Origin of the sequence: Sphingomonas sp. (genome assembly GCF_036388215.1) — a bacterium.
Lineage (GTDB): Bacteria > Pseudomonadota > Alphaproteobacteria > Sphingomonadales > Sphingomonadaceae > Sphingomonas.
Genome location: NZ_DASVSH010000033.1, coordinates 121,898 through 140,919, shown reverse-complemented (window position 1 = coordinate 140,919; position 19,022 = coordinate 121,898). Strand labels below are relative to the sequence as shown.

Here is a 19,022-nt window from a genome sequence, read left to right as displayed (position 1 = left end):
AGGTTAGTAGAAGGTTAGGCCAAGAACGGCTGTTCGTCAGCCGTCGATCTTCGAGAAGTCCGCCACCTTGTGAACCGCGTCGCGCATGCGGGCGAGCAGCGCCAGCCGGGCTTCGCGCTTGTCGGGGTCGGGGTCGTTCACGGTCACCTTTTCAAAGAACGCATCGATCGGCGCGCGGAGACCGGCAAGGGCCGCCATCGCACCTTCGAAGTCCTCACGCCCGATCGCCGCGGCGGCCTGAGCCTCAGCGGAGTCGAGCGCGCGGCGGAGATCAGCTTCCTCGATTTCAGGCGTGTAGGACAGGCTTTTTTCTCCCTCTCCCCCTTCAGGGGGAGAGGGAAGAGCCGCGTCAGCGGCGAAGGGAGAGGGGGAAGAGCCGAGAGTTGGTCGCGCTCCCCCCTCTCCCCAACCCTCTCCCCCTGAAGGGGGAGAGGGGGCTTTCTTGAGAATATTCGCGGCGCGCTTGTAGCCCGCGAGGAGGTTCTTGCCGTCATCGGTGGTGACGAACGCTTGGAGCGCGTGGACGCGGGCGAGCAGGCGGACGAGATCGTCCTCGCCCCCGAGCGCGAACACCGCGTCGATCAAGTCGTGGCGGACGCCGGCTTCCTTTTGCTGGACCTTTAGGCGGTCGATGAGGAAATCAACAACAGCAATAGCGACACCACGCCGGCCAATTTCAACCCGAGAAAGCGACCGAGTCGGTGACTGACTCAGCCAACCTTGCCGAATCAACTCACCGACGCTTGCGTGAAGACCATTGTCGATGATGAGCCGACCGATCGCGATTGCCGCGCGGCGGAGCGCAAATGGATCTTTTGATCCCGTCGGAAACTCTTCGATTTCGAAGAAAGAGCAGATCGTATCCAGCTTGTCCGCCAGCGACACCGCCACCGTGACCGGCGCGGTCGGCACGTCATCGCCCTGCCCGATCGGCTTGTAGTGGTCGCGGATCGCCTCGGCGACCGCCGCGTCCTCGCTCTGCGCGGCGGCGTAATAGCCGCCCATCAGGCCCTGTAGCTCGGGGAATTCGCCGACCATGCCGGTGACCAGATCGGCCTTGCAGAGGCGGGCGGCGCGTTCGGCAAGATTGGCTAAAGAGCCCTCTCCCCCTTCAGGGGGAGAGGGTTGGGAGAGGGGGGAGTGCGACGAATTGGCGAGCTTTTCCGGCTCCCCCCTCTCCCCGGCTCGCTCCGCTTGCCGACCCTCTCCCCCTGAAGGGGGAGAGGGATTAATGATGCCCTCTTCAACCAGCCACCGCGCCAGCTTCGCCACGCGCTCGACCTTGTCGGCGACCGTCCCCAATTTCTCGTGGAAAACGATCTTTTCGAGCTTCTTCGCCTGCTCCTCGAGCGGCACCTTGAGATCGGTATCGTAGAAGAACCGCGCGTCGCTCAACCGCGCGGCCAGCACCTTCTGGTTGCCCTCGACGATGCGCTCGCCGCCGTCGCTGGCGTCGATATTGGCGGTGCAGACGAAGGCGTTGGCCAGCTTTCCATCACCATCGCGGCAGACGAAATATTTCTGGTTCACGCGGGCCGTCAGCTGGATGACTTCGGGCGGCACGGTCAGGAATTCAGGATCGAAGCGGCCGAGCAGGGGCACCGGCCATTCGGTAAGCCCGGCGTTCTCGAACAGCAGCCCCTCGTCCTCGACCAGCGACAGCCCGGCCTTCTGCGCGGCCAGCTTCGCGCCGACCGCGATGATCGCGCGGCGCTCGGCGCCGTCCAGGATCACGTGGCACATGCGCAGCTTCTCGGCATAATCCTCGGCGCTGCCGATGGTGATCACGCCGGGATGGTGGAAGCGATGGCCGACGGTCTGCACGCCGCTTTTCACGCCCGCGACTTCGAACGGCACGAGCTTGTCGCCGAGCAAGGCGATGATGCCCTGCAACGGGCGCACCCAGCGCAGGCTCTCGGTGGAGAGCGACGCATCGCCCCAGCGCATCGATTTGGGCCAGGGGAAATTGTGGATGACATGGCTGGCGGCGCTGGCGAGCACCGATCCGGCGACCACGCCGGGGCGGTCGATCACCGCGAACAGCACCTGCCCGGCCTTGCCCATATCGCGCGTGACGAGCTGCTCGCGGGTGAGGCCGGTCGAGCGGAGGAAGCCCTGGATTGCCTGATCGGGCGCATCGGCGCGGGGGCCCTTGCGTTCCTCGCTGATCGCGGCCGTCTGTTCGGCGACGCCGCGGACGATCAAGGCAAGGCGGCGCGGCGTGGCGTAGCTTTCGATGCTCTCGAACGGGAGGTTGAGCGCCTGGAGCCGTGCTCCGAACAACGCCGCGAGATCGGCGCGCGCCTTTTCCTGCATCCGCGCAGGGATTTCCTCGCAGCGCAGTTCGAGAAGGAAGTCTTCAACCACGGGCGACCTCCTGTTCTCCTGCGAAAGCAGGAGTCCAGAGCCACGAATGCTGCGGCTGATCACCCTGGGCTCCTGCTTTCGCAGGAGAACTGAAACGGGCCATCACAGCGACCACTCCGGATACTTCGCCTGCCACACCGGCGTCATATGCGCGATCCAGGCCTCGCACGATCCCTTCGCGAGATCGCGAACGCGGCCGATATAGGCCTGGCGCTCGGCGACTGAGATGACGCCGCGGGCCTGGAGGAGGTTGAACAAGTGGCTGGCTTCGATCGCCTGCTCATACGCGGCGATGGGCACGTTCGCGCCCAGGCAGTTCTCGCATTCGGCCACTGCCTTGCGGAAGCCCTCGAACAGCGTCTCGGTGTCGGCGACTTCGAAATTATACTTCGACATCTGCTTCTCGTTTTCGAGAAACACGTCGCCATACGACACTCCGGCATCGTTGAAGGCGAGATCGTACACGCTGTCCACGTTCTGGATGTACATCGCCAGGCGTTCGAGCCCGTAGGTGAGCTCGCCCGCGACGGGCTTGCAGTCGAACCCGCCCATCTGCTGGAAATAGGTGAACTGGGTGACTTCCATCCCGTCGCACCAGACTTCCCAGCCCAAGCCCCAGGCGCCGAGCGTTGGGGATTCCCAATCGTCCTCGACGAAGCGGATGTCGTGGGTGTGCATGTCGACCCCGATCGCGGCGAGGCTGCCGAGGTAGAGATCCTGCAGATCGGGCGGGCTGGGCTTGAGGATCACCTGATATTGGTAATAATGCTGGAGCCGATTGGGGTTTTCGCCATAGCGCCCGTCCGTGGGCCGGCGGCAGGGCTGGACGAAGGCGGCGTTCCAGGGCTCGGGGCCGAGCGCCTTCAAGGTGGTCGCCGGGTGAAAGGTGCCCGCGCCCATGCGCATGTCATAAGGCTGGAGGATCACGCAGCCGCGCTCGCTCCAATAATCATGGAGCTTCAGGATCATGCGCTGGAAGCTGAGAGGCTGAGACATTGCGCGACGCTTTGACGCAGCGTGCCGGGAGGGTCAATGCGCGTTGACAGGCCCGCGCGCGGCCCGCAACTTTCGGATATGGGACGAATCGCCTGGGGGCTGGCGGCGACCGCGTTGGCGGTCGCGACCGCGGCAATCGCGCAGACTGCGCCCCGGCTCTTGCCCTATGCAGCCTATTCGCCCGACGAGCGGCTGGCGCTGGCGGGCAAGCCCGCGCTTCCCGAGGACGAGGCCCTGCAAGGCGCGGCGTTGCGCAAGGAAATCGCGCGCGTCGCGCTCGCCCAGCCCTATCAGCCCGCCCCCGCGATCTGGAAGATCGCCGATATGGATACGAGCATCTACATATTCGGCACCGTCCACAGCCTGCCGCCCGGCTTTCGCTGGCGCAATGCGGAGCTGGAAGCGGTGATCGTGGGCGCGGACACGCTGCTGCTCGAATCGATCAACGATACTGCGAGCGACGTTACCTTCCTGGAAGGGTTGCCGAGCGACGCGTCGCTGCCGCCGCTGATCGACCGCGTATCGCACCGCAGCCGCGCCAAGCTCGCCGACCTGCAGGCGATCCTGCCCCCGCAGATCGTGGCGGACCTCGACAAGATGCCGAGCTGGATCGCGGCGATGAGCATCGGCACGGTCCGCGACATGCTGGCGGGAGACATGCCGAGCCAGGGCGCCGACGACTGGCTGGAAAAGCATTTCCGCAGCCTGGGCAGGCCGGTTCAGGCGATCGAGGACAGCAAGCAAGTGGTGACCAACATCAACGCCGTGCCCGAAGGCATGCAGCGGATGATGCTGGAGGCCGCGCTGATCGTTCCGCCGCGCACGCACGACCAGCTCGACGCCGCGGCGCATGCCTGGGCGCAGGGGCAAGTGGGGCCCGGTTCGCCGCTGATGATCATGCCGGAAAGCATGGATCCGGGCGCGGCGATGGCCGATCCGCTGCTAACCCAGCGCAACAATGCCTGGGTCGAGAGCCTGATCGCGCGGCTGGCGGCGCGGCCTGGCACGATATTGTTCGCCGCCGGCGCGGGGCATTTCGTGGGGCCCGGATCGGTGATCGATCTGCTGGGGAAGCGCGGGTTTCGCGTCGAGCGAATTCAGTAGATGCGCCACCTGCTGCCGATCGCGATCGCATTGCTGGCGCTGGCGGGGTGCGGCCCGAAGCCGGCCGGCAGCGATGCAGACCCCGCCCTGTGGGTTTTGCGCGATGCCGACACTGCAATCTATCTGTTCGGCACGGTTCATATGCTCAAGCCGGGCCTGAGCTGGTTCGACGAAGGCGTGAAGCAGGCATTCGACAAGAGCGATTCGCTGATGCTCGAAGTCGTGATGCCGGGCGATGCCGAGATGAGCGCGCTGGTCGCGGAGCTTGGAACGCAGGTTTCGGGCCCGGCGCTGCCCGATCTGCTGCCGGCGGCAGAGGCGGCGCAGCTTCGCGCCGCGCTTCCGGAGCTGGGCATGGCCGCCGATGCGCTGGACCGAACGGAGCCGTGGCTGGCCGCGACTTCGCTTTCCTCGCTGCCGCTCCAGAAGCTCGGTTACGAGGCGAAGCAGGGCGGCGAAGCAGTGCTGACCGCCGCCGCGCGCAGTGCGGGCAAGACCGTGACGGGGTTGGAGACGGCGCGCGAGCAGCTCGGCTATTTCGATGCGCTCTCGCCCGCCGCCCAGCGCGCCTTGCTGATCGAGACGATCCGCGCGCTGCCCGAGGCTGGCAAGGCACTGGATGCGGCAATCCGCGCTTGGAGCAATGGCGATTCGGATCGCATCGCCGCGCTGATCAACGACGATGTCGCATCCTCGCCGGAAGTCGCCGATGCATTGCTCTACAAGCGCAACGCGCGCTGGGCCGAGCGGATCGCCGCGCGGATGGAGCAGCCGGGAACGGTGTTCGTCGCGGTGGGCGCGGGGCATCTGGCCGGCGCGCGCGGCGTGCAGGCGGAGCTGGCGAAGCGGGGCTTGCGGGTCGAGCGGGTCGCCTATTAGGCGTCAACTTGCCCTTTGCGGCGCACGGCACTATAGGCGCGCGTTCCGTGCCAGGGTCATCCCTGGAGGCCTGGCCGGTGAACGTTTAACTTAGCGCATTGGAATCGACACATGAGCGACATGCTTGAGCTGTCGGCCGAGACGCGCGACCGGGTTGGCAAGGGAGCCTCCCGGGCGCTTCGTCGTGAAGGCCGCGTCCCCGCCGTGATATACGGCAACAATCAGGAGCCCACGGGCATCCACGTCTCCGAACGCGAGCTCATGAAGCTGCTGATGACCGGCCACTTCATGAATTCGGTGGTGATGGTCGCGGGCGAGCGCACGCTCCCCAAGGACGTCGCGTTCGACGTGGTCAGCGATCGCCCGATCCATGTCGATTTCCTGCGCATCGGCGAGCACAGCAGCGTGCACGTCAACGTGCCGATCCTGTTCGTCGACGAAGAGCAGAGCCCCGGCATCAAGCGTGGCGGCGTGCTCAACATCGTGCGCCATGAGCTGGAACTGATCTGCGACGCGGCCGAAATCCCCGACGACATCACGATCTCGCTCGCGGGCGTCGAAGTCGGCGATTCGATCCACATTTCGGCGGTGACGCTTCCCAGCGGTGCGAAATCGGCGATCACCGACCGCGACTTCACCATCGCCACGGTCGTGGCTCCGTCGGCGCTCAAGTCGAGCGAGGGCGATGCCCAGACCGAAGCGGGCGGAGACGAAGCGACTGCGGCCGAAGGCGAGTAAGCCTTTTCACGCAACCACTGGTTCGATTAAGTCGCCCCTGCACTCCCGAGTGCGGGGGCGATTTCGTTTGAGGACGCACAATGCAGCTCTGGGTAGGCCTGGGCAATCCCGGGCCGACATATGCGATGCACCGGCACAATGTGGGGTTCATGGCGGTGGACGCCGTGGCGGAGGTGCATGGCTTTTCGGCGCCCAGGAAGCAGTTCCAGGGCTGGACGCGCGAAGGGCGGATCGGCGCGGAGAAGCTCGTGCTGCTCAAGCCCGGCACGTTCATGAACGAAAGCGGCCGCGCCGTGCGATCGGCGATGGACTTCTACAAGCTCACCCCCGCCGACGTGACGCTATTCCATGACGAGCTCGACCTTGCACCGTTCAAGGTGAAAGTGAAGCTGGGCGGCGGCACCGCGGGGCATAACGGCCTGCGCTCGACCGACGCGCATATCGGCCCCGATTTCCGCCGCGTGCGATTGGGCATCGGCCATCCGGGGCACAAGGACCGGGTGACCGGCCATGTCCTGGGCAATTACGCAAAGAACGAGATCGAGGATCTGACCGACATGCTGGGCGCGGTGGCGGCCGAAGCGCCGTGGCTGGCCGCGGGCGAGGATGCGCGCTTCATGAACGACGTGGCGTTGCGGCTGGCGCGGTAGAGTCTGTTTCAGTTAGACGGCGCCAGCCCGCTCCCACGCAAGTGGAACAGACTCTAGCCGGAAACGAAAAAGGCCCCGGAGATCCCAGGGCCTTTTCCGCATGCGCTGCGTGAGCCTTACGGCTTCTTGCCGACTACATTGCCGACCAGGCGATCGGTGGCCGACGAACCCGCGAAGGTGATGCCGATTTCCGCGCCGGCCGATCCGAAGAACGCGCCCGTGAAGGTGCCAGACAGCGGCGCGCCGCTGGTGAAGCTGCCGTTGAACTGGAACTGGCCTACCGGGCGCGCACCCTGCGCCGCGAAGTTCGCGTAAGCGCTCGTCACGCCGCCCGCAGTGGTCTGGGTCAGGTTGAAGACCAGATCGACCAGGCCGGTCGAGAAATTGACCGACACGGTAACCGTGCCGCCGATGCGGTTGACCGCAGTGGCGCCGGCCGCCGAACGGACCACGCGGCCGGTTACCCGCGCGGTATAAGCCTGGGTGCCCGTGGTGGGCAGATCGCTCGCCACCGTCCCATAGCCGAACACGCCATAAGTCAGGCGCTTGGCGCCAGCAGTCGAATCGCCGCGGAACCAGGTGCCGTAGCTGACCCGCGTCAGCGAGCCGAGCAGCGCGTCGCTGGTGACCGAGCCGGGGACCACATTGTTGAGGAATTCAAGCTGCGAGAACTGGCCCGCCGTGGTCGTGCTGTCGCTGCGGAACACGAATTCGGTGTTCGCAGCAGCCGAAGGCGTGGTCGGCGCAACGGCGGCGAAGCGCGTTTCCTCGGTCGCCTCGCGGAACACATAGGTGCCCGTGGTCGGCGCGTTGCTCGTCGCCAGCCGCACGCGATCCGAGAAACTCTCCGTGCCCGCCACGCCGAGCGTCACGGCGCTGGTCGCGGGGTCCCCGGTATAGCTGGTCGAGGCGTTGAGCGTGAAGAACTCGGCCGCGGCGGCGAGCGGGAATGCCGCATAAGTGGGCGACCCGGTGGGCGTGGGCGTGGGTGTCGCAGTTCCGGTCGGCGTCGGAGTCGGCGTAGGGCTCGCATCGCCGCCCCCGTTGCAGCTCGACAGCATGACGGTCGCTGCTGCGGCGCTCATGAAGATGTGACGGCGAATCATTACCTGCTCCTCGGATAACCGTTTCTTCCCCTAAGGGCTTCCGCCCCCTGTACTCCAGATGAACGGGGGGACGTCAAGCGACGCGGGGGCGAGCGTGAGACCGCAGTGTTGGAAAAACGTGTGCGGAGTCTAGTGTCGCGCTACTTCACCTCGTCCAACACAGCTGTAGGAAAAGGGCTTCCGCCTCAGCGATTAATCTGTCTTGAGACAGCGCCTGGCGTAATATCAAGCAGGCTCGCCATAAAAGATTGCTTTATGTCCGATTCGCTGGCGAGGGCGAGCAACGCCCGCCCAAATTCGTTCAATCGCGTTTCGCTATCGTTCTTTGTCAACCGTCGAAGTTCCGCCAGAAGCAACACCTCTGCCTCAAGGGCGCGCAAATCACGCACTATCGCCCGACCTTCATGCGTTCGAGGCATATATTTCAACGCCATTTGGCATATTTCCTGTTGCAAAGCTCAATAATGCCTTTACATGCAAGCCTGCCAAGGGGTCAAGGAGGAATCACATGTCGCTGCGATCGGCCGAGATTAGGGCCAGTTCAAAATCTCTATGCCGCACGATCCAGATGATGAGAACGCGGATGGGCACGAGAGGGCCTTGGAAGAGGTCGATCGGACTTCGTGCCTATCATGACGAGCTGCTTGATCGCATATCTAAGAACCGCTTCAGGAAAGGACGGTAATGGGTTTCCGCTGCGGCATCGTTGGCTTGCCCAATGTCGGCAAATCGACGCTCTTCAACGCGCTGACCGAGACCGCGGCGGCGCAGGCGGCGAACTATCCCTTCTGCACGATCGAACCGAATGTCGGCAACGTCGCGGTTCCCGATGCGCGGCTGGACAAGCTGGCCGCCATTGCGGGATCGCAGAAGATCATCGCGACGCAGCTCGGCTTCGTGGACATTGCCGGGCTGGTGCGCGGCGCGAGCAAGGGCGAGGGGCTGGGCAACCAGTTCCTGGGCAATATCCGCGAAGTCGATGCGATCGTCCATGTGCTGCGCTGCTTCGAGAATGACGACATCCAGCATGTTGACAACAAGGTCGATCCGATCGCCGACGCGGAGACCGTCGAGACCGAATTGATGCTTGCCGACTTGGAAAGCCTTGAGAAGCGCGTCCCCGCCGCCGCCAAGAAGGCGACTCAGGGGGACAAGGAGGCCAAGGTGGTCGCCTCGGTGCTCGGCCAGGCGCTCGACCTGCTGCGCGAAGGCAAGCCCGCGCGGCTGACCGAGCCGAGGGACGCCGAGGAAGCCCGAGCCTTTGCCCAGGCGCAGCTATTGACCGGCAAGCCCGTCCTCTATGTCTGCAACGTCAACGAGGAGGATGCCGCGAACGGCAACGCGCTTTCCGCCAAGGTGTTCGAGAAAGCCAAGGCCGAGGGTGCGGAAGCCCTAGTCGTCTCGGCCGCGATCGAAGCCGATATCGCGGCGATGCCGCCCGAGGAGCGCGGCGACTTCCTGGGCGAACTGGGCCTGGAGGAAACCGGCCTCGCACGCGTGATCACGGCGGGGTATAAATTGCTCCATTTGCTCACTTTCTTCACCGTCGGCCCCAAGGAAGCGCGCGCCTGGACCGTCCATGCCGGCGCGACCGCTCCCGAAGCCGCGGGCGAGATCCACACCGATTTCGAGAAGGGTTTCATCCGCGCCGAGACGATTGCTTACGAAGATTATGTCGCGCTGGGCGGGGAAGCGCGTGCGCGCGAGGCCGGCAAGCTGCGGGCCGAGGGCAAGGCCTATATCGTCCAGGACGGCGACGTGATGCACTTTTTGCATAGTTGATCAGGGGCCAGCGCGCGCTTAGCTTCGCACTTTTCCCGCGAATCCTGAATATCGTGGAACTGGACGTTTCAAAGAGCGGCGGCGCACGGCGGCGCGATTATTTAGCAAAGCCGATGAAAATCCTACATTGAAATGGGGGCGAACAGCGGCTTTTGGTGGAAAGCGGACTTTCAACGGCCCTAAGTGCTGCCGTTATGCCGCTCGTGGCCGACGACCATCGCCCATCCCTCAGTGAGCGGCGGATGGTCAGCCGCAATGGTGACGTTAACACATCCATCCCAGTCGCGGTGACGCTGCAATAAGGTGACTGTCCGTCCCTGAAACTCGTGGCCGGGAGTTTGCACTACTCCCTCCCATTTCCCCGAGCCTGTGTGCGATAGCAGCAAGCTGAACGGGGTTGGAGGATCGCGTGAGGGGTTTGGATCAGTTCCGACCCAGCCCCACCCGTAGATCGGCTCCAGATATAGTATGGCTTCCACAATCACACTTTCGCCTTTGCAGCGAATGTCCGCAATGGGTCGTTAGCTGACATCGCCTCAGCTCTCGAACGCGGCAAGGATCGGGCACGGCCCGGCGACTCCCCCGCTGCACTCTCTTGCCAGCTTCCTCAGCGAATCCCGCGCGCGCGTCATCTCCGCGATCTTCGCATCGAGTGCCGCGATGCGTTCACGCGCCAGTTCGCGGGCGCGGGGGCGGTCGTCGCTGGCGTCGAGGTCCAGCAATTCGGCGATCTGCTCAAGCGTGAAACCCGCCGACTGCGCGGAGCGGATGAAGCGGAGGCGCCGCAGATCGGGCTCACCATAGCGGCGGATGCCGCCATAGAGATCGGCCCGCGCGGGCGTATCCAGCAGTCCGCGACGCTGATAATAGCGCACCGTCTCGACCCCCACGCCGCCCGCATCCGCCAGCTTTCCGATCGTTAGCACCGTCATCGCTTGACTCCGTACCATAGTACGGAAGCTATATGGGGCGCATGGACAGCAAAACAAAGCGCGCCGCGCTCTACCGCATGGTCATGCCAGGGCATGTCTGCCCCTATGGGCTGAAATCGAAATGGCTGCTGGAAAGCCATGGCTACACCGTGGACGACCAGTGGCTGCGCACCCGCGCCGAGGTCGATGCGTTCAAGGCCGAGCATGGCGTCGAGACCACCCCGCAGACCTTTATCGACGGGCAACGGATCGGCGGAAACGACGACCTTCGCCGCTTTTTCGGCAAGCACGGGCCCGCCAAGGGCGATACAAGCTACGTTCCGGTAATAATGGTGTTCGCGATGACGGCGCTGATGGCGGCGGGGGCAAGCTTCACGGTGAGCGGCAGCCCCTTCACGCTGCGCGCGGCCGAATGGTTCGTGAGCTTCAGCATGTGCATGCTGGCCTTGCTCAAGCTGCAGGATGTCGAGCGGTTCTCGACCATGTTCCTCAACTACGACCTGCTGGCGCGGCGCTGGGTGCCCTATGCCTATGTCTACCCGTTCGCGGAGGGGCTGGCCGGGGTGCTGATGACCGCCGGCGCGCTCGGCTGGCTTTCGGCGCCCGTCGCGCTCTTCATCGGCGGTATCGGCGCAGCTTCGGTGCTCAAGGCGGTCTATATCGATCGGCGCGAGCTCAAATGCGCGTGCGTCGGCGGATCGAGCAATGTGCCCCTGGGGTTCGTCTCTCTGACGGAAAACCTGATGATGATCGCGATGGCGGCCTGGATGCTGGTGCGCCCGATGGGAGGAATGTGATGCGCAATAGTCTGCTCGCTTTTGCGCTGATCGCGCCCGGCATCGCTGCGGCGCAGGATCATTCCGGCCATACCGGGCATGCGCCTGCGCCGTCATCGGCACCGCCTGCGCCGACACCGCCAGCACCAGCGCCAGCGCAGGACCATTCGATGCACCACGCCACGCCCCCGCTGCAAGATCACTCGACGCACGATATGGCGCCGGCGGCCGCCACCTCGACGGAGGGATCGGGCACAGCCCTGCTGCCCGGCGCGGAGGGTGCGATGCATGGGCTGCACCTCGCCACCGGCGACTGGATGGTGATGGCGCACGGCGTGCTCAACCTGGTCCATACCGATCAGGGCGGCCCCCGCGGTGGCGCGATGACCTTTGTCGAGTCGATGGCGATGCTGAGCGCGAGCCGCGAGTTCGGTGGAGGACGCGTGGCATTGCGCGCGATGGGCAGCTTCGAACCCGCGATGGGCCAGCGCGGCTATCCCAACCTGTTCGCGACCGGCGAGACCGCGTTCGGCCGCCCGCTGGTGGATCGGCAGCACCCGCACGACCTGTTCATGGAGCTGTCCGCCCGCGCGGAACTCGACGTGGCGCGCGATACGACGCTGTTCCTCTATGGCGGTCCAGTCGCCGAGCCGGCGCTCGGCCCCTCCGCCTTCATGCACCGGCGCTCCGCGCGCTATCTGGCGCTCTCACCGATCGGCCACCACTGGTTCGACAGCACGCATATCACTTATGGCGTGGTGACGGCGGGCGTGCGCACCCCCGCGCTCCAGCTCGAAGCCTCCGCGTTCAAGGGCCGTGAACCCGATGAGGAGCGCTGGAATGTGGACGCGCCGAAGCTCGATAGCTGGAGCGTCCGCGCGACCTTCACTCCTTCGCCCAACTGGACGGCCCAGTTCAGCCACGGACGGCTGAAGGAGCCGGAGGCGCAGCATGCGGGCGAAGACGAGCGGCGCACGACCGCGAGCGTGCATTATGGCCGGGGCGGCTTTTCCGCGATGCTGGGCTTTGCGGCCAAGGACCGCATCCCCGGCGACACGCTCACTGCCTGGGTGGCTGAGGCGAATTGGGACGTCACGACGAGCCACAGCCTGTTCGGCCGCGTCGAGAACGTCGCGAATGACGAGCTTTTCCCGGATCATGCCGATCCCCTCCACGACCGCGAATTCCGCGTCACGCGCTTCGAGGGCGGTTATGCCTATCGCTTGCCTCTTGGCCCGGCCGAACTGGCGCTGGGAGGCAGCCTCGCCGCTTACGCCAAACCCCGCGCGCTCGATGCGGCTTATGGCCGCGCGCCGATCAGCGCGACGGTGTTCGCCCGGCTTTCGCTGGGGAATTAGGCGTGCCAAGGTCAGCCATGCGCTGGACACCGAAACTCGCCGCCGCGGCCCTCGCCGCCGTGCTCCAGGCTTGCGCCGGCGGCCCGGTTTCGGCTCCCGCGCCGATCGCGGCGGTGGAGACCAAGGCGCCGGTTACGATCCTCGTTTCGATCGACGGCTTCAGGCCGGACTATCTGGAGCGTGGCGTGACGCCCAATCTGTCGGGCCTCGCGGCCAAGGGCCTGGCCGCGCCGATGCGGCCGAGCTTCCCGTCCAAGACCTTCCCCAATCACTGGACGTTGGTCACCGGATTGCGCCCGGATCGGCACGGGATCACCGCCAACAAGATGGAAGACCCGGCCCGGCCCGACGAAACCTTCACCATGTCCACCGACGATCCCTTCTGGTGGAACGCCGCCGATCCGATCTGGGTGGATGCCGAGAAAGCGGGGGTGCGCACGGCAACGATGTTCTGGCCGGGCTCGAACGTGGCGGTGGGGGGCGAACGCGCCAAGGACTGGCCCAATCCCATCACCGGCGGCGCGCGCCCGCGCGACTGGGCCCAGTTCAACATGATCATCGACAATGGCCAGCGCGTGAACGGCGTGCTCGACTGGCTCCGCCGCCCGGCCCGCATCCGCCCCGCCTTCTTGACCGTCTATTTCGACACGGTGGACACGGCAGGCCATGATTTCGGACCCGGCGATCCGCGCACTACCCAGGCCGTTGCCGACATCGACAAGCATATCGGCGACCTGCTCGCCGGGCTGGCCGAACTCGGCCAGCCGGCCAATCTGGTCATCGTGGCGGATCATGGCATGGCCGCGACCAGCAGCGACCGGACGATCGTGCTCAGCCAGCTGCTGCCCGCGGGATCATACCGTTCGGTCGAGACCGGCCCCTATGCGGGCCTGTTCGCCCTGCCGGGGCATGAGGCCGGGGTCGAGAAGGCGCTGTTCGGCGAGCGCAGTCATTACCATTGCTGGCGCAAGAGCGAGATTCCGGCGCGGCTTCATTATGGGAGCCATCCGCGGATTCCGCCTATCCTCTGCCTGGCCGAAGTCGGCTGGCAGTTCGCCGAGAAACCGCCGACGGCGCGCAAGGAAGGAGGCAATCATGGCTGGGACAATGCGGCGCCTGAAATGGCCGCCTTGTTCATCGCCAGCGGGCCGGCCTTCCGCCCCGGGAAATTGCCGGCATTCGACAATGTCCATGTCTATCCGCTGCTCCGCGACTTGCTGGGCCTGCCGGTGGCCAGGGGCAAGGATGGCGACGGCGCGGTGTTCAAGGGCGTGATGACGCCCTAGCCGCCAATCGCGCGACATGCTGCTTGCCAAACTCCAGTTTCCATACGAAACCTACCCCCATGCTCTATCTTGATGACATCGCCGTAGGCGCCAAGCGCAGCTTTGGCCGCTATGAAGTGACACGGGATGAAGTGCTGGATTTCGCGCGGAAATACGATCCCCAGCCCTTCCACCTCTCCGACCAAGGCGCGGCGGACACCCATTTCGGCCGCCTGGCGGCGAGCGGCTGGCACACTTGCGCGATGGCCATGGCGATGTTCGTCGAAGAGATGAAGGCGCACCCGCAAGCCAGCCTGGGTGCTGCGGGCGTGGATGAATTGCGCTGGCTCAAGCCGGTCTATCCCGATGACGTGCTGCGCTGCGAAAGCGAGGTGCTCGAAGTCAATCCGTCCAAGAGCCGACCGGAGATGGGCAGCCTCAAGAACCAGATGACCGTCTTCAACCAGCGCGACGAGCCGGTGCTGCGGTTTACGGCGCTCGGCCTGATGCGGCGGCGGGCGGCGTGATCTTTCCTCTCCCATCGGGAGAGGATTGCTCGGATTCAGGACCTTTTGCGTAGCAATGCCCTGTCGAAGCTGGGTAGAGGGGATCACCCTGTCGAGAGCATTCCCGTCATCCAACCTCGCTAGGGCGGCAAGCTGGCAGGCTCCGCTAGCCTTCTCCCCCTGGAGAAGGGTTTTAGACGAAAAAGGCCGGGGCTGCCCCCGGCCTTTTCTATGTTGCGAGCTGGCCGAAGCTCAGTGCTTCACGCCCCGCCACACGGTCAAATACGCGCCATAAGCGAGCGCTGTCGCGAAGAGCAGGAAGAGGACCACGGCGAGGCCGGCTGACTTGCGGCTCTGCGCGTGCGGCTCGGCGGTCCAGACGAGGAATGCCGAAACGTCCTTCGCCATCTGATCGACCGTCGCGCGGGTGCCATCGGCATAAGTCACCTGATTCTCGCTCGTGATCGGCGGTGGCATCGAGATATTGAGATTGGGGAAATAGGGATTGAAATACATTCCCTCGGGAGGCTTGGCGAACTCCGGGAAATGCTTGAGCGCTTCGGCCGAAGGCTTCTCGCCATAGCCGGTGAGCAGCGAATAGACATAGGCGCCGCCGTCGTGCCGGGCCTTGGCCATCAGGCTCAGGTCGGGCGGCGAACCGGTGCCGGCATAATAGACCTTGGGGATGCGATCCGAAGCCAGATTGTCGCGCTCGCCCCAGGTGCCGCCCTTTTCGTCGAACAGGGGCTGCTTGGTGCCCCAGTCCTTGGCGATCTTCTTCACTTCGGCCTCGGTATAGCCAAGGTCGTGAAGCTCGCGGAACGCGACTGCGTTGAGCGAATGGCAGGCCGCGCAGACTTCCTTGTAGACCTGGAAGCCGCGCTGGAGCTGCGCATTGTCGAACTTGCCGAGCGGGCCGTCCGAGGGAAGGTGCAGTTCCTTGGGATGCTTGTGCATCGCATGCTCGGCCGTCTCGGCCTCGGGCTCGTTGATCATCGTGCGGATCGTGCCGAACAATGCCAGCCCCAGCACGAAGACGAATGCGCCTCCGATCAGGAACTTCAGCGAGCGGATGAAGAGCGGAAACATTGGTCCTAATTCCCCTTACGCGCTCAGCGCCGTTTCGGTCATCCGCGATCCGCCATGATTGCCCAGCACCGCTTCTGTTATCGAGTTCGGCAGCGGCTTGGGACGCTCAAGGCGGGAGATGATCGGCACGATGATCAGGAAGTGCGCGAAATAATAGGCTGCGGTGATCTGGCTGGTGATCACGATTGCGGGCGTCGCCGCCGAGCCGCCGCACCAGCCGAGCACCAGCACGTCGAGCACCAGCAACCAGAAGGCGATGCGGTACATCGGGCGGAAATTCGCCGAGCGCACCGGCGACTTGTCGAGCCAGGGCAGGAAGAACAGCAGCAGGATCGAGCCGAACATCGCGACCACGCCCCAGAGCTTCGCCGGGATGATGAAGTCCGCGGTGAAGGCGCGCAGGATCGCGTAGAAAGGCCAGAAATACCATTCGGGCACGATATGCGCGGGCGTCGAGAGCGGGTTGGCCGGAATGTAATTGTCGGGATGGCCCAGCAGGTCCGGGTAGAAGAAGGTGAGGACCGCCAGGACGATCAGGAACACGCCCACGCCGACGCCGTCCTTGGCGGTGTAGTAAGGATGGAACGGGACCGTGTCCTGCTCGCCCTTCACCTCCACGCCGGTCGGGTTGCCCGAGCCAGGGATATGCAGCGCCCAGATGTGGAGGATCACCGCGCCGACGATCACGAACGGCAGGAGATAGTGGAGCGAGAAGAAGCGGTTGAGCGCCGCATCATCGGGCGCGAAGCCGCCGAGCAGCCACACGCGGATCCAGTCGCCGACCACGGGGATCGCCGAAAAGAAGCCGGTGATCACCTGCGCGCCCCAGAAGCTCATCTGCCCCCAGGGGAGGACATAGCCCATGAAGGCAGTCGCCATCGTCAGCAGGAAGATCACCACGCCGAGCAGGAAGACCATCTCGCGCGGGGCCTTGTACGATCCGTAATAGAGGTTCCGCCCCATGTGCATGTAGAGCACGATGAAGAACATCGACGCGCCGTTGGCGTGGGCGAAGCGGAGGAACCAGCCGGCGTTGACGTCACGCATGATGCCGATGTTGACGCTTTCGAATGCTCCCGCCGCGTTCGAATGAAAGTGCATCGCGAGCACGATGCCGGTGATGATCTGGATCATCAGCGCGACCCCGGCAAGAACGCCGAAATTCCAGAAATAATTGAGGTTGCGAGGCACCGGATAGCCGGCGCCGACCGCGTTATAGACGAAGCGCGGAAGCGGCAGCTTCTCGTCCAGATACCGCATCAGCGGATTCTTCGGCTCGTAATGCTTTGCCCAGGGGAAGCTCATGTCTCGCTACCTCAACCGACCACGACGACAGTGTCGGACGTGAATTCATAATCCGGAACCTGAAGGTTCGTCGGCGCGGGGCCCTGGCGGATGCGGCCCGCAGTATCATAGGCCGAGCCGTGGCACGGGCAGAAATAGCCGCCGAACGGCCCGCGATTCTCGCCTTCGCCCGCGCCCAGCGGCACGCAGCCGAGATGGGTGCAGACGCCCAGCGTGATCAGCCAGTTCTGCTTGCCTTCCTTGGTGCGCTCGGCGAGCGTTTGCGGATCGCGCAGGCTCGACACCGGCACGGCGTCCGCCTGGGCGATTTCCGCCGGCGTCAGGTTGCGCACGAAGAGCGGCTGCTTGCGGAAACTCGTCTTGATCGCTTGGCCCGGCTCGATCGCCGAGACATCGAGCTCGGTGCTCGACAGCGCCAGCACGTCCGCCGACGGGTTCATCGAATTGACCAGCGGCAGCACCGTCACCCCCGCGCCCACGGCAGCGACCGAGACGGCGGCATAGGTAAGGTAATCGCGGCGGCGCGGGTTCTCGATCAGATCGCCGCCCGGGGCGACCGTCATATCGGGGGGAACACCGTCTTGCATTGCCATGCTTCAGCCCTTGCACTTCGAAACTTGCCGCGACGGATGCGCGGGATACGGACGTGGAGCCGCCCGGTTGCCCCCGGTGGCTTGGGGCGCTGATAGACGCGGGGGGAGCCGTTTGCCAACAGCATTTTGTCACGGCTCCGGACCGTGCACACCTTATTGCGTCATACCCCCGAAAGCGGGGAGCAGGAGTCGCGCGACACGCCTCGCATGGCCATCGGTCCCCGCTTTCGTGGGATGACGCGCAGAGCCTGAGCGGTTAAGCGCACCCACCATGCGACTAGCCCTGTTCCAGCCCGAGATCGCCGGCAACGTCGGCGCGGTCCTGCGCCTCGCGGCGTGCCTTGGCGCTGGCGTCGATCTGATCGAGCCGATGGGGTTTCCGTGGAGCGACAAGGCGCGCAAGCGATCGGCGATGGACTATGACGATCATGTCGAAATCGCCCGCCATGCCGATTGGGACGCGTTCGCCGCCCGGATTCCGGGGCGGCTAATCCTGTTCACCACCAAGGGCGGCACGCCGCTTCCCCAGGCCGGCTTCGAGCCTGGCGACACATTGCTGTTCGGCTCCGAGAGCGCCGGCGCGCCCGAATTCGTCCACATCCGCGCCGATATGACCGTGCGCATACCGATCAAGCCGCCGCTACGCTCCTTGAACCTGGCCGTTTCAGCGGGCATCGCGCTGGCCGAGGCGCTGCGGCAGACCAATGGATGGCCGGAATGAAAGAACTGGACGAACAGCAGCAAGCGGCCCGCGCGTGGTTCGAAAGCCTGCGCGACGCGATCTGCGCGGAATTCGAGAGCATCGAGCGCGAGGCGGGATCGGACGCTTCGTTCGAATATCTCCGCTGGGACCGCACGGACCCTTCGGGCGGGCCCGGGGGCGGCGGCGTGCGTGGGGTGATGAAGGGCGAGGTCTTCGAAAAGGTGGGCGTCAACGTCTCGACCGCTGGCGGGGCATTCGAAGGCGATTTCGCCAAGACGATCCACGGCGCGGGGGAGGACCCAAGCTTTTTCGCGACGGGCATCAGCCTGGTGGCGCACATGGCCAATCCGCATGTGCCCGCCGTCCATATGAACACGCGCTTCCTGTGCACCACGAAGCGCTGGTTCGGCGGGGGCGCGGACCTCAATCCCCCGTTGCCCTGTGAAGACGACACCGCCGAGTTCCATGCGGTTCTGAAGGCTGCGTGCGATGCCCATGATGCGGCATATTATCCGCGCTTCAAGGAATGGGCGGACGAATATTTCTACATCCCCCACCGCAAGGTCCATCGCGGCGTGGGCGGCATTTTCTACGATCACCTGGACAGTGACTGGGACGCGAACTTCGCCTTCACTCAGGATGTCGGGCGCGCGTTCCTCGAAATCTATCCGCGCATCGTCCGCCTGCGCATGGCAACGCCATTCACGGATGCGGACAAGCAGCGGCAGCTGGAATGGCGCGGCCGCTATGCGGAGTTCAACCTGATCTATGACCGGGGCACGTTGTTCGGCCTAAAGACCGGCGGCAATGTCGATGCGATCCTGATGAGCCTGCCCCCGATGGCGAGCTGGGCGTGATCTACTCCCCTCCCGC

The 19,022-nt window shown here is 64.9% G+C and carries 19 protein-coding genes; 11 read left to right on the top strand and 8 right to left on the bottom strand.

Annotation, left to right across the window (positions count from 1 at the left end):
- Positions 1-36 precede the first annotated feature (36 nt).
- Positions 37-2,367 (bottom strand): glycine--tRNA ligase subunit beta, encoded by a 2,331-nt coding sequence (glyS, locus tag VF617_RS14825; protein WP_331015679.1) that lies wholly within the window; start codon positions 2,365-2,367, stop codon positions 37-39.
- Positions 2,368-2,469: 102 nt separating this feature from the next.
- Positions 2,470-3,363 (bottom strand): glycine--tRNA ligase subunit alpha, encoded by an 894-nt coding sequence (locus VF617_RS14820; protein WP_331015678.1) that lies wholly within the window; start codon positions 3,361-3,363, stop codon positions 2,470-2,472.
- A 36-nt stretch (positions 3,364-3,399) separates the two neighbouring features.
- Between VF617_RS14820 and VF617_RS14815 the strand changes: the two genes are divergently transcribed.
- The 4 genes from VF617_RS14815 to pth all read left to right on the top strand — a co-directional run bounded on the left by VF617_RS14815 (position 3,400) and on the right by pth (position 6,734).
- The gene (locus VF617_RS14815) at positions 3,400-4,467 is read left to right on the top strand and encodes a TraB/GumN family protein (RefSeq protein WP_331015677.1); all 1,068 of its coding nucleotides are present in this window, start codon (positions 3,400-3,402) and stop codon (positions 4,465-4,467) included.
- Positions 4,468-5,346 (top strand): TraB/GumN family protein, encoded by an 879-nt coding sequence (locus VF617_RS14810; RefSeq protein ID WP_331015676.1) that lies wholly within the window; start codon positions 4,468-4,470, stop codon positions 5,344-5,346. It begins immediately after the preceding gene.
- Between the two features lie 111 nt (positions 5,347-5,457).
- Positions 5,458-6,084, top strand: a complete 627-nt coding sequence (locus VF617_RS14805) for a 50S ribosomal protein L25/general stress protein Ctc (RefSeq protein WP_331015675.1) — start codon at positions 5,458-5,460, stop codon at positions 6,082-6,084.
- 80 nt (positions 6,085-6,164) lie between these two features.
- On the top strand, positions 6,165-6,734 hold the full coding sequence (pth, locus tag VF617_RS14800; RefSeq protein WP_331015674.1) for an aminoacyl-tRNA hydrolase: 570 nt from the start codon (positions 6,165-6,167) through the stop codon (positions 6,732-6,734).
- 116 nt (positions 6,735-6,850) lie between these two features.
- Here the strand turns inward: pth and VF617_RS14795 are convergent, their stop codons facing one another.
- Together VF617_RS14795 and VF617_RS14790 are read right to left on the bottom strand one after the other, a co-directional pair.
- A complete protein-coding gene (locus tag VF617_RS14795) occupies positions 6,851-7,840 on the bottom strand; it encodes a hypothetical protein (protein ID WP_331015673.1) in 990 nt (329 codons plus the stop codon).
- A 185-nt stretch (positions 7,841-8,025) separates the two neighbouring features.
- Complete coding sequence (locus VF617_RS14790; protein WP_331015672.1) at positions 8,026-8,274, bottom strand: hypothetical protein; 249 nt, start codon at positions 8,272-8,274, stop codon at positions 8,026-8,028.
- Between the two features lie 250 nt (positions 8,275-8,524).
- Between VF617_RS14790 and ychF the strand changes: the two genes are divergently transcribed.
- Positions 8,525-9,622 (top strand): redox-regulated ATPase YchF, encoded by a 1,098-nt coding sequence (gene ychF / locus VF617_RS14785; protein ID WP_331015671.1) that lies wholly within the window; start codon positions 8,525-8,527, stop codon positions 9,620-9,622.
- Positions 9,623-10,158: 536 nt separating this feature from the next.
- On the opposite strand, the gene VF617_RS14780 is transcribed toward ychF, so the two are convergent.
- Complete coding sequence (locus VF617_RS14780) at positions 10,159-10,554, bottom strand: MerR family transcriptional regulator (RefSeq protein ID WP_331015670.1); 396 nt, start codon at positions 10,552-10,554, stop codon at positions 10,159-10,161.
- 41 nt (positions 10,555-10,595) lie between these two features.
- On the opposite strand from VF617_RS14780, the gene VF617_RS14775 reads away from it, so the two are divergent.
- From VF617_RS14775 to VF617_RS14760, 4 genes are read left to right on the top strand one after another with little or no spacing between them, the layout of a single operon-like run.
- On the top strand, positions 10,596-11,351 hold the full coding sequence (locus VF617_RS14775) for a MauE/DoxX family redox-associated membrane protein (RefSeq protein ID WP_331015669.1): 756 nt from the start codon (positions 10,596-10,598) through the stop codon (positions 11,349-11,351).
- Positions 11,351-12,688 (top strand): hypothetical protein, encoded by a 1,338-nt coding sequence (locus VF617_RS14770; RefSeq protein WP_331015668.1) that lies wholly within the window; start codon positions 11,351-11,353, stop codon positions 12,686-12,688. The genes VF617_RS14775 and VF617_RS14770 overlap by 1 nt, the downstream gene beginning before the upstream one ends.
- 17 nt (positions 12,689-12,705) lie before the next feature.
- Positions 12,706-13,974 carry an ectonucleotide pyrophosphatase/phosphodiesterase gene (locus tag VF617_RS14765; RefSeq protein ID WP_331015667.1) on the top strand — a complete coding sequence of 423 codons (1,269 nt, stop codon included), beginning with the start codon at positions 12,706-12,708 and terminating at the stop codon, positions 13,972-13,974.
- 59 nt (positions 13,975-14,033) lie between these two features.
- The gene (locus VF617_RS14760; protein WP_331015666.1) at positions 14,034-14,480 is read left to right on the top strand and encodes a MaoC family dehydratase; all 447 of its coding nucleotides are present in this window, start codon (positions 14,034-14,036) and stop codon (positions 14,478-14,480) included.
- 231 nt (positions 14,481-14,711) lie between these two features.
- Here VF617_RS14760 and VF617_RS14755 read toward each other — a convergent pair whose 3' ends face one another.
- Genes VF617_RS14755 through petA form a run of 3 tightly spaced genes read right to left on the bottom strand, consistent with a single transcriptional unit; the run spans position 14,712 to position 17,446 of the window.
- Positions 14,712-15,548, bottom strand: coding sequence for a cytochrome c1 (locus VF617_RS14755; RefSeq protein WP_331015665.1), 837 nt, complete (start codon positions 15,546-15,548; stop codon positions 14,712-14,714).
- Between the two features lie 15 nt (positions 15,549-15,563).
- Positions 15,564-16,853, bottom strand: a complete 1,290-nt coding sequence (locus VF617_RS14750; RefSeq protein WP_331015664.1) for a cytochrome b/b6 — start codon at positions 16,851-16,853, stop codon at positions 15,564-15,566.
- Between the two features lie 11 nt (positions 16,854-16,864).
- Positions 16,865-17,446, bottom strand: coding sequence for a ubiquinol-cytochrome c reductase iron-sulfur subunit (gene petA / locus VF617_RS14745; RefSeq protein WP_414714065.1), 582 nt, complete (start codon positions 17,444-17,446; stop codon positions 16,865-16,867).
- A 271-nt stretch (positions 17,447-17,717) separates the two neighbouring features.
- On the opposite strand from petA, the gene VF617_RS14740 reads away from it, so the two are divergent.
- Together VF617_RS14740 and hemF are read left to right on the top strand one after the other, a co-directional pair.
- The gene (locus tag VF617_RS14740) at positions 17,718-18,167 is read left to right on the top strand and encodes a tRNA (cytidine(34)-2'-O)-methyltransferase (protein ID WP_331015663.1); all 450 of its coding nucleotides are present in this window, start codon (positions 17,718-17,720) and stop codon (positions 18,165-18,167) included.
- Entirely contained in the window at positions 18,164-19,006 is an 843-nt protein-coding gene (hemF, locus tag VF617_RS14735) for an oxygen-dependent coproporphyrinogen oxidase (RefSeq protein ID WP_331015662.1), read from the top strand. The genes VF617_RS14740 and hemF overlap by 4 nt, the downstream gene beginning before the upstream one ends.
- Positions 19,007-19,022: the final 16 nt, after the last annotated feature.